Source organism: Flavobacterium amnicola (genome assembly GCF_004122165.1).
GTDB classification, from domain to species: domain Bacteria; phylum Bacteroidota; class Bacteroidia; order Flavobacteriales; family Flavobacteriaceae; genus Flavobacterium; species Flavobacterium amnicola.
The window spans coordinates 1-9,974 of record NZ_SBKO01000007.1 but is presented as its reverse complement, the minus strand read 5'-3'; the positions used below and the strand labels follow the sequence as shown (position 1 = coordinate 9,974).

Sequence of the window (9,974 nt, the reverse complement as noted above, 5' to 3'; positions counted from 1 at the left end):
TATTCATTCATTAATCCAGGATCGCATGAAGTAAATGCGAATGAAAAAAGTGTTAGAAATATAAGCACATAAATTTTATTCATAGTGAGTTATAGATTTTGTTAAGGTAAAATAGCGCACAACGTCCGGCGGCTTCATGAAGTAGCGAACTTCGTGATTGTTTAATTTTCCACTAAGATAAAATTTAATAGCGAAAAATAAATATGAATTTAGTGATATTCTCGCTATTTCGTGAAACCGCTGTTAGCTGCTGTGCAAATTAAAACATATTGTAAAAATCTTCTCGACTTTTTTCGAATCTCTTGACTTCGGATTCAGTAAGTTTTAAAGTAATACTCGAATAATATAGATATTGATTTACATCTACTTCTTTGAAATACTTAATTACAGTTTCCAATGTGCTCGGATGATCTATATCTTTTAAATCAAAAGTTGAGTAGCGTTTTTGAGATTTTGGGTATTGTTTATGAAATCGAGAATATTGATTGTAGTAATAATCAGTAACCCGCATACACATTCCGATTAAAAACTCTCTAGGAATTTCGTTATCGATAATATTACCGTAATATTTACTGATGATTTCGAAAAATTGCTCCTTTGAATCCATTTATAGATAATTTTGGTTATGCATTGCAGCTAACGCCCAGCGGCTTTGTGGACGTTGCGTAAATTTAGCCAAAAGTTTCCAAGTACAAAAACAAATTGGAAAAAACAGAGTTTTTTCCAAAGAAGCCCAAGCCAAGCAATGTCACAAAACCGTTGTTAGCGGTTAGGTTTAGCGCATAATTTTCAGACACAGACCAAACCTTAGCTGAGAAACGGAATCCGTTTCCAAACAAGTTTTTTAGGTTTTTGTGAGAATTAATCGTAAAATTTCCGGAGTAATTTCGAAAAGTAAACTTACCGCTAACGTCCGGCGGCTTGGCTTGCCGTTGCGGGTTCGTGATTGTTTTGTTTCTGCTAATATAAGATTTTCCAGCGGAAAATCGGCAACCGGTTTAAATAGCAGCCAGCTATGGCGCCAAACCGCTGTTGTATGTAGCCATAACTTTAGGTGCAGTTCGGTTATTATAGAGTGGGGTAGACTGAATCATTTTCCGCTACCGTAAAACTTTAATTTGCTTCAAGAAAAGTATAAACCCCTGCGCTAAAAGTACAAGCCCCTACGCAAAAAGTATAAACCTCTCCGCTAAAAGTGGAAGTGACTTTACGAAAAGCACAAACCCCTGCGCTAAAAGCATATACCTCGCCGCTAAAAGTATAAGTTGCTTTAATAAAAGTACAAATGCCTACAATAGTTTTATAAAACGCTGCATTAGTTTTTATTTCGACGGTGGTAATATTTAAAACCGTTTCGAGTGTTTTGAATTTCTCTGATGTGAAATATTAAATCTCTATTGTAATTTTGAAGACTACTTTAAGGGTTTTATTGTTTTACTTTCAGCTCTTTAGTTAAAGATTTTCTATTCTGTTTTTTCCAACGCTCTGAGTAGCTAAATGGTTACATACAACGTCCGGCGGCTTCACGAAGTGATGATTTAGCGAACGATTTATTTTCGGTTAAAATTAATGTTTTTTCGTGAAGAAAAAACATCCGGCATTTAAACAGCTCACCATTTTGTGAAACCGCTGTTAGTGGCTGCCTTTTTGTTATTCCAGTTTCAACTTCATCATTATGTCGGTTTGCTCATCGTCTCCCAACTTGAAAATATGTTTATCAAATTCCACAAAACCATTTTTCTTGTAGAAGCTTATTGCTCTCGGATTTTCTTCCCAAACGCCCAACCAAATATATTCAGAACCTTTCTGTTTTGCAATTTCGATTGCTTTATCGTACAGTATTTGACCAACGCTTTTTCCGTGAAATTCTTTTGAAACGTAGATTCTCTCAATTTCAAGAGCTTTACTGTCTTTCAATTCTGTTTGCGATTCTCCAAAGTTTACTTTTAAATAGCCAATAACTTCATCTTTAAAAATCGCGAAATAAAATTCAGAATCTTTATTTTTCAATTCTGCGGTTAGTTTTTCTTTAGAGAAACCTTCTTCTAAATAATTTCTCATATTTTCTTCAGAATTAGATTCAGAAAACGTTTCTTCAAAAGTTTTTCGTCCAATTTTTTGCAACTTTTCCAAGTCGTCTAAACCTATTCTTCTCGTGATTATATTTTCCATTATTCTTTGTTTGAAGTTTCTTCGCAAGGTTGCCACTAACGTCCGGCGGCTTGGCGCCGTTGCGGCAATTTGCGAAAATTTTTCTGAGTAGGGAAGGGTTTGCGGAAACTGTTAGGTTTCCGACGAAAAAGCTAATCAGCAATGGCGCCAAACCGCTGTTATATGCAGGTTTTTATTTTACATTATATTTTAATTTCAGTCTTTCATCAATTCTCTTCATAAGTTCGAATACAAATTTGAAATATTCAAATGCATTTTGTTTAGCAAATTCATCCATTTGCATTGATTGAAAAAAAGGAATTGTTTTATAATTTACTTGAATTTCTTTAAGTTTAGTTGGATTTTTTAGATTAGCATGAAAAACAGGAGTTTCATCAGGTAAATCTTTTAAAATTTTGCTTGGGTCAGAGTGTGAAAATCCATTTCTCATAAGTTCCCTTATCGAGTCAAATAGTATATTCCTTTCAGATTCAGTAATTAATTTTTCTTTCTTACATAATTCAATTGTGTTTCCCAATTGCTTTGATCCATATTTTTCATTTGGAACAGAGAATATTTCAGACCAATTTTCCACAGGTTTAGGTCCAATTCCAGTTTCATTATAAATTAAAGCTAATTTTAAAACTCTTTCTAAAACATTATTTGTCAAAGTAATTGAAGCTCTATAAAAACCTAGAATCAAACACTTATTTATTTCAAAAATTGAGCTTCCTAATTCTGGATAAGTATAAAATTTAAAATCAAAAAACTTTGAGTGAGAATCAAAGTTTTTATTCAAGTTTTCAATAAATGATTTTTCGAAAATTTCTTTATCCATAGATGTTTTTTTAAACTTGCATATAACGTCCCGCCGGCTTCACGAAGTGGCAGATTTCGTGATTGATTTGTTTCTGCTAATATAAGATTTTCCAGCGAAAAATCGACATCCGGCTTAAACAGCTACTGCCATTGCGTGAAACCGCTGTTATGCGACGTTTTATTTTAATTCTTTAATACATGCTTCAAGAAAGGCTTTTCCAAGTTCTGTGAATTCTATGTATCCTTTCCTAATATTAATTTCTAGTTTAAAATCACTTGTGTTTTCTTCAATCACTTTTTTTAATTTTTCATATGTTTCAAAATGATCATGTTCCAATAATTGTTGATACTTTTCAAGTAGACTTTTACTATGTAATTCTCTTTCAAATTGTATTAATCCATTTAGTTCTAAATTTTCTAAATAAATATCAATATTTTCAGGGAATAATAGCTCAACTTCATTTTGAATTCCTGTGAGATTCCAAGCGTATTTTAGGAATGTGTCTTGTTTCTCTTGAAATGTATAATCAATTAATTTTTTTAATCCTTCTTTCGTTTTTGCGCCATTTTCATCTGGTTTTTCAAATGTTTCGATATAACGACGAATGTATAAGTCAATAAAAGGTATTTTGTCTGTATTTTTAAAAGTGTATAGAATTTTAGCTTCGTCAGCCGAAAGATTATTTAGTATTGAAATAAAAGCAGGATGAACTAATTTTAATGTTTCTTCATATGAAGCTTTAGTCAATAAATTAATAAATGCTTCTGCTAATTCATTTTGATCTAAATATGTTAATTTATCAATTATTGGCAATCCAACATATTGAGGAACCTGTGTGAGTGTTAAATCATTTTCTACATTTAATTTTTCAGAATAAATTTCTAAATTTCTCTCAAAATAAACTTTTGATTTTGCATTCAAGAGTTTTAATGGAAGTAAAATTAAATTTGCTCCATCGATTACAGTTTCTAATGCAGTTCCTGCTTTCTGCATACCGGGTTTGAATAAATCTTTATAAAGCTCATTCACAGGTAATTTATTTAAGTATTTTTCGATATCCATAATGAAATTATAGGTGTAATATTGTCAATGTCGCATAACGTCCCGGCGCTTGGCGAGGTTGCGAGCTTCGGAAACGATTATTTTCTGTTAAAGATAAAATTTCTTGCGAAATGTAAACGTGAATTTACCACAAAATTCGCAATCTTGCCAAACGCCTGTTAGCGGTAGTTTTTAAGCTCATATGTATCGCTTAATGTGTTAATAGATAGTTTCTCAATTACTTTGTTTTTCTCACCTCTTGAAATTATTAATTCAGCTATGTTTTGTGCAATTTCCATTGTAATGATCTCTGAGCCGAATAATCTAGTTGTTATTAAGTTTAGACCTTCTGAACGATGAAGTTCACCTAAACGATTTCCCATGCAACTTTCGTAAATAAAATGAGTTAATTCGTCTTTTTTAAATTTGTCGTCAGTTAAATGTCTCTCCATAAAATTTTCAAAAATTCGATTTTGTACAGAGTCTACTTTCAATAGCATTAATTTCTTTTTTGATTTTTCTTCATTATTGAATGTCATCATCCAAAATAGCCCTGAATATAATAAAAGAGAAAACCATACTATTGCAAAGAATGAGCTTGTTGGATTAATAAAGTGAGACAGTGTAGGATTGTCTTTAATTTGTCCTGGGAATAGAAATAAAAATGTTACTACGGCTGTAATTGCGGTTAACGAAATTTTTGGTAAGAACATTTTCGACCGAAATGTAGAAATAGCGAAAGAAATTTTTGAGTCGAGATTTTGCTCAAGGGAATTTTGTCTATTTGCTGGAATTAACTCAGTTACGACTTTCATTAAGTCGGTCATTTTTTCAACAACAATGAGAGATTGGTTGCTTTTAATACCGTCTAGATATTCAATTGCACTATTTGCTTTGTAGTAAAGTTCCTTAATATTTTCGTCTGGAAATTCTCCATTGGTTTTATCAGGATGTGTATTAATTCTAACTGCATTTACGCTATCTCTTATTACCTCAAGGCTATCACTATCAATTTGGAAGTCCTTTTTTATTTCACTTGTAGAGTTGTATGTCATTGTATCGTTTGTGTCGTTCTAAAATTACCGCTAACGTCCCGTCGGCTTTGTCGCCGTTGCGGCAATTTACGAAAATTTTCTGCGTGGGAAAAGATTTACGGAAACCGCTAGGTTTCCGACGGACGGGTTACTAGCAATGGTACAAAACCGCTGTTAGCAGCTGGATTTACTCATTTGTTATTATGTACTTTTTAATTAATTTTATTAGGTTATTACAATTATTCCCAGAAGCATAAATTCCAAATGGAATGTCCATATCGAAAGTTCTAATTGTACAATCTAAAATAGAAGTTTCAATTGGATTAATCAAGTCATAATTAAAGTCATTTACATTAAATCTAGCAATATTCTCACCACCTTTGAATATCACAATTCTATTGTCATTATTGGCAATATTACCTACAGTAATTTTACAAATCAATTTTGGAGTAAAAGCCCAAAGAGAAAAGTATTCTCTATTTCCTCCAGATGATATTTTTTCTGAAAAATGGATATCTTCAAATTCTACATTAACAACTAAATTTAATGCGTCATAGTTTTTAACTATAGCTTCATACATTACTGTTGATAATGATATACTTTCCAAATATTCTTTAAATTCTGGTTTCATTTTTTTATTTTTTATTTTGTTTATCTCTTACTTCCAATATCATACCCTCGACATAATGAAGGATGTGCCCTAAATAATTAGAACTAAATTCTTTGCTTTTATAGTCCCATTGCCATTTTTTATCTTTTTCTAAAGATGCTGAAATTCTAGAATCTTCATACATCTTATGTAATAAGCCTTTTATTACATCCTGTAATTGTGTAGTTATTTGTATTTCAATAGGAAAATTAATTTCTTTATTGTCCCATTTTTCATCTACAATATTAAATTTACCAGTGAGTGTTATATGTGCAGCATAATAACCCTCTTCTCTTGCTTCAAAATCTGCGTTGTAAGTGAAATCATTTTGCAAAGCTAATTCTTTAATCTTATTACAAATAAATTCAACTCCGTCTAAATATCTTACAGTAATAGTTGTTCTTAATAAATCCTTAATTTTGAAAAACCAATTTTCGTGAAAAACCCATCCATCAACTGGTTCATTTGGAAAATTATTATTCTGCAATATATTTTTTCTATATGATTTATTAATTAAAGATTTGTATGATTTAGAAAACAATTGAATTTTATCAATTTTTAAGAGAGAATAACTATTTTCAAGATAATACTCATCATTATAATTAATTAAATTTTTTTGTAAATCCTTCCAAAAATTCGAGTTTTCAATATCTTGAAAGAGTTTTTGGATAACATATTCATATACACTTGATGCTTTACCATCAAGATGGATATCAAATTTATCTTTATACCAATCTGCGTATGTGTCTATATTTGGTTTCATTAATACCTTATTTATTCAGATTTCGTAAGCAATCTTGCTGCTAACGTTCCGCCGGCTTTGTCGCCGTTGCGTAAATTTAGCTAAAAGTTTCCAAGTACAAAACCCAGATTGGAAAAAAACGGAGTTTTTTCCAAAGAAGCCCAAGCCCAGCAATGGCACAAAACCGCTGTTATAGGCAGGTTTTATAAATAATTTGAGATATCATTCCTCACTTTAACTATAAAGCCACCATTTATCTGAGCCAATTCAGCATAGTTGTTTTTTATTTTCGTAATACATTGTCTCAGTTTAATGCTAAATTCTTCATTTGATAAATTTGATGAACCTAATCCGTGCATTTGACCAAGAATTTCTACATTTTCTCTGTTTATTTCAAAAGCGCGCTTTTCATTAAAATCATAAAAAATATTTATGTGATGATGTTCAAAATGTGGAAATGCTTTTAGTTTCGTTGATAACAATTGAACTTCAGCTTCCAAATTGTCTGCGACTTTATTATTTTCATCTTTTCCAGTTTCTAAAGCTTCCAACTGATTTACAAGTAGATTGATGAAGCCTAAGTATTCGAGATAAAATTCTGAAGCTTTCTTTGCAGCACTAATTTTTTCTTTCCAAAGAAATGCCTTCAATTCTCTTTTCTGTTTGTAGTTATCAATAATTATCTGGTAAAAACTGTTGCAACCCCAACCAATTGCTGAAAACAAAGCCGCAATTATTGCAAGACTAATGGCTGGGTATTTATTTACCAATTGAGTAATTTCTGTTAACATATTTGTCTTTTCTTTACGATGTCCAAAACTTGCCTATAACGTCCGGCGGCTTCACGAAGTGGTGATTTAGCGAACGATTTATTTTCGGTTAAAATTAATGTTTTTTCGTGAAGAAAAAACATCCGGCATTTAAACAGCTCACCATTTTGTGAAACCGCTGTTAGTGGCTGCCTTTTTGTTATTCCAGTTTCAACTTCATCATTATGTCGGTTTGCTCATCGTCTCCCAACTTGAAAATATGTTTATCAAATTCCACAAAACCATTTTTCTTGTAGAAGCTTATTGCTCTCGGATTTTCTTCCCAAACGCCCAACCAAATATATTCAGAACCTTTCTGTTTTGCAATTTCGATTGCTTTATCGTACAGTATTTGACCAACGCTTTTTCCGTGAAATTCTTTTGAAACGTAGATTCTCTCAATTTCAAGAGCTTTACTGTCTTTCAATTCTGTTTGCGATTCTCCAAAGTTTACTTTTAAATAGCCAATAACTTCATCTTTAAAAATCGCGAAATAAAATTCAGAATCTTTATTTTTCAATTCTGCGGTTAGTTTTTCTTTAGAGAAACCTTCTTCTAAATAATTTCTCATATTTTCTTCAGAATTAGATTCAGAAAACGTTTCTTCAAAAGTTTTTCGTCCAATTTTTTGCAACTTTTCCAAGTCGTCTAAACCTATTCTTCTCGTGATTATATTTTCCATTATTCTTTGTTTGAAGTTTCTTCGCAAGGTTGCCACTAACGTCCCGCCGGCTTCACGAAGTGGCAGACTTCGGGATTGTTTTGTTTCTGCTAATATAAGATTTTCCAGCGGAAAATCGACAACCGGCTTAAACAGCTACTGCCATTGCGTGAAACCGCTGTTAGGCGTTCGGTTTTATATTTCTAATATTTTTTCGTCAAACCAAACATCTTCATAACCATTTTCGTTTATTAGAAATCTAAAGCCTTCATCAAGTCCTAAATAATCTATTAGTTTTGGTTTTTTCTGCAATAAATGTTCTGCACAAATTGGTTTGAAAAAATTGTCATCTGTTGAATATTCTCCACTCCAAATAAACCAACAGACTTTTCCGCTTTCTGTTTTGTTTCTTAGACCATTCAGTGTTTCTAAATTTAGATTTTCTGAAACACCAATATTTAGATTTTTACTTATTGGTTTCCACTTTGAATTATATTTTGCACAAATTTCTTTTTGCTTTTCTATGTGGATATTCCAATCGTTATATTGCATTAATTCGTCAACATTATTTTGCAATCTATTTTTCCAAAGTTTTACATTTACGTTATTTATTGGAAAATTTATATCCTCATTATCCCACTCAAAAATTGTTTCAGAAATAACATTGTCATTTTCTTCCCAATCTATTTCTTCAGAAAAAATGCAATTCGATGCAAAATTTGACAAATCAGTTTTTTGAATTTCTCCATTTAGAAATTTGTCACATAATTCAATTAATTGCTTTCTTTCGATATTCATATTTTATCGTTTTTTGCGTTCCGTCGTAAACTGACGCCTAACGTCCAGCGGCTTCACGAAGTGGCGAAGCTCGTGACTGATTTGTTTCTGCTAATATAAGATTTTCCAGCGGAAAATCGGCAACCGGCTTAAACAGCCCGCCATTTCGTGAAACCGCTGTTATGCGATGTATTATTATATATCCATTTTTAATTGAATTGGATTTTCTTTTCGCTGCTTTTTATATTTCTTCCCTTGATTAGTTTCATATGTATTGTTTGAAGTGTTAACTTCTAAAACAGTGATGACTTTATTAAGTGTTATATAAACTTTACCAGTGTCATCAATTCTTCTATTTTGTTGTAATACGCATTTTATTGATGTTGCTGTGTTAAAATCAACTTCCAAGTTTAAAACCGATCCTTTGAAATCCAAGTCTTTCATTTGAAAGCTAATAATTTGTTTGTTGTAATAACCCTTCCAATGAAAATTGCCAGATTTTAATACCGGAGAAATTATATCAATTGTAGCTTCTTCATCAATTAGTGGCGGAAATTCAGAAGTATTAATAACAAATGATGAAAATTGTTCTCTTTCAACAATCTTTTCTGGAATCGTAGTGTTATTATTTGAATCTAGTCCGGTAAAAGAAACACTTGTAATGTCTTTTTCAGAAATTAATTTTCTATAAAAATTAGATTTATGCCAATTAATTTTAAAATCATCTTCGAAATGTTCTACCAATTTTATTAATGTATCTTTTTCAACTGTTTTTGCATCAGCCTTTTGTCTCAACTGTTTAAGCTCTTCCTTTTTAATTTCATTATCTAATTCAAGATTTTCAATCTGTAATTCGGTTAGTTTACTGTTCTCAACTGGAATTCTTGAATATATTAGAGCTATAATTGCAATTAGTAAAGAAAGTTGTCCAGAATGTTTACCCAAAAATTGCCATATTTCAGTAAAACCACCCTCTTCAGGTATTTCAGAAAGTATATTCACATCAATTTCTAAATCAGAACATACAATTTTAATTACGCTTAATAATTCTCGCTCACATTCATTTCTTGTAATCGCATCAATAACATGCAATTCATCATTACGATAAAAATGTAATTTAAAAATGTTTGTGATTTCTTCCATGTTTTTCTAAATATATCGCATAACGTCCCGCCGGCTTCACGAAGTGGCGATTTAGCGGACGATTTATTTTCGGTTAAATTTAATGTTTTTTCGTGAAGAAAAAACATGAGGTATTTAAACAGCCCGCCATTTCGTGAAACCGCTGTT

At 31.5% G+C, this 9,974-nt stretch carries 11 protein-coding genes; all 11 read right to left on the bottom strand.

Features of this window, described 5'->3' with window-relative positions; all coding sequences use genetic code 11:
- Positions 1-259 precede the first annotated feature (259 nt).
- The 11 genes from EQG63_RS12090 to EQG63_RS12040 all read right to left on the bottom strand — a co-directional run bounded on the left by EQG63_RS12090 (position 260) and on the right by EQG63_RS12040 (position 9,827).
- On the bottom strand, positions 260-607 hold the full coding sequence (locus EQG63_RS12090; RefSeq protein WP_129436639.1) for a hypothetical protein: 348 nt from the start codon (positions 605-607) through the stop codon (positions 260-262).
- A 1,043-nt stretch (positions 608-1,650) separates the two neighbouring features.
- Positions 1,651-2,172, bottom strand: a complete 522-nt coding sequence (locus tag EQG63_RS12085; protein WP_129436632.1) for a GNAT family N-acetyltransferase — start codon at positions 2,170-2,172, stop codon at positions 1,651-1,653.
- A 172-nt stretch (positions 2,173-2,344) separates the two neighbouring features.
- Positions 2,345-2,989 (bottom strand): hypothetical protein, encoded by a 645-nt coding sequence (locus EQG63_RS12080; protein ID WP_129436638.1) that lies wholly within the window; start codon positions 2,987-2,989, stop codon positions 2,345-2,347.
- A 159-nt stretch (positions 2,990-3,148) separates the two neighbouring features.
- Positions 3,149-4,033, bottom strand: coding sequence for a DUF4393 domain-containing protein (locus EQG63_RS12075; RefSeq protein ID WP_129436637.1), 885 nt, complete (start codon positions 4,031-4,033; stop codon positions 3,149-3,151).
- A gap of 158 nt (positions 4,034-4,191) precedes the next feature.
- Positions 4,192-5,067 (bottom strand): hypothetical protein, encoded by an 876-nt coding sequence (locus EQG63_RS12070; RefSeq protein ID WP_129436636.1) that lies wholly within the window; start codon positions 5,065-5,067, stop codon positions 4,192-4,194.
- 166 nt (positions 5,068-5,233) lie between these two features.
- Positions 5,234-5,677, bottom strand: a complete 444-nt coding sequence (locus EQG63_RS12065) for a hypothetical protein (protein ID WP_129436635.1) — start codon at positions 5,675-5,677, stop codon at positions 5,234-5,236.
- A 4-nt stretch (positions 5,678-5,681) separates the two neighbouring features.
- Positions 5,682-6,458 carry a nucleotidyltransferase family protein gene (locus EQG63_RS12060; RefSeq protein ID WP_129436634.1) on the bottom strand — a complete coding sequence of 259 codons (777 nt, stop codon included), beginning with the start codon at positions 6,456-6,458 and terminating at the stop codon, positions 5,682-5,684.
- A gap of 182 nt (positions 6,459-6,640) precedes the next feature.
- Complete coding sequence (locus tag EQG63_RS12055) at positions 6,641-7,228, bottom strand: hypothetical protein (protein ID WP_129436633.1); 588 nt, start codon at positions 7,226-7,228, stop codon at positions 6,641-6,643.
- Positions 7,229-7,406: 178 nt separating this feature from the next.
- Complete coding sequence (locus EQG63_RS12050) at positions 7,407-7,928, bottom strand: GNAT family N-acetyltransferase (RefSeq protein WP_129436632.1); 522 nt, start codon at positions 7,926-7,928, stop codon at positions 7,407-7,409.
- Positions 7,929-8,102: 174 nt separating this feature from the next.
- Positions 8,103-8,705, bottom strand: coding sequence for an immunity protein Imm33 domain-containing protein (locus tag EQG63_RS12045; RefSeq protein WP_129436631.1), 603 nt, complete (start codon positions 8,703-8,705; stop codon positions 8,103-8,105).
- A gap of 174 nt (positions 8,706-8,879) precedes the next feature.
- On the bottom strand, positions 8,880-9,827 hold the full coding sequence (locus tag EQG63_RS12040; RefSeq protein ID WP_129436630.1) for a hypothetical protein: 948 nt from the start codon (positions 9,825-9,827) through the stop codon (positions 8,880-8,882).
- Positions 9,828-9,974: the final 147 nt, after the last annotated feature.

What these genes read in the sequence shown, in the direction of transcription:
- EQG63_RS12065 (WP_129436635.1), bottom strand. Translation starts at nt 5,677, where the DNA reads ATGAAACCAGAATTTAAAGAATATTTGGAAAGTATATCATTATCAACA.
- EQG63_RS12085 (WP_129436632.1), bottom strand. Translation starts at nt 2,172, where the DNA reads ATGGAAAATATAATCACGAGAAGAATAGGTTTAGACGACTTGGAAAAG.
- EQG63_RS12045 (WP_129436631.1), bottom strand. Translation starts at nt 8,705, where the DNA reads ATGAATATCGAAAGAAAGCAATTAATTGAATTATGTGACAAATTTCTA.
- EQG63_RS12090 (WP_129436639.1), bottom strand. Translation starts at nt 607, where the DNA reads ATGGATTCAAAGGAGCAATTTTTCGAAATCATCAGTAAATATTACGGT.
- EQG63_RS12080 (WP_129436638.1), bottom strand. Translation starts at nt 2,989, where the DNA reads ATGGATAAAGAAATTTTCGAAAAATCATTTATTGAAAACTTGAATAAA.
- EQG63_RS12055 (WP_129436633.1), bottom strand. Translation starts at nt 7,228, where the DNA reads ATGTTAACAGAAATTACTCAATTGGTAAATAAATACCCAGCCATTAGT.
- EQG63_RS12060 (WP_129436634.1), bottom strand. Translation starts at nt 6,458, where the DNA reads ATGAAACCAAATATAGACACATACGCAGATTGGTATAAAGATAAATTT.
- EQG63_RS12040 (WP_129436630.1), bottom strand. Translation starts at nt 9,827, where the DNA reads ATGGAAGAAATCACAAACATTTTTAAATTACATTTTTATCGTAATGAT.
- EQG63_RS12050 (WP_129436632.1), bottom strand. Translation starts at nt 7,928, where the DNA reads ATGGAAAATATAATCACGAGAAGAATAGGTTTAGACGACTTGGAAAAG.
- EQG63_RS12075 (WP_129436637.1), bottom strand. Translation starts at nt 4,033, where the DNA reads ATGGATATCGAAAAATACTTAAATAAATTACCTGTGAATGAGCTTTAT.
- EQG63_RS12070 (WP_129436636.1), bottom strand. Translation starts at nt 5,067, where the DNA reads ATGACATACAACTCTACAAGTGAAATAAAAAAGGACTTCCAAATTGAT.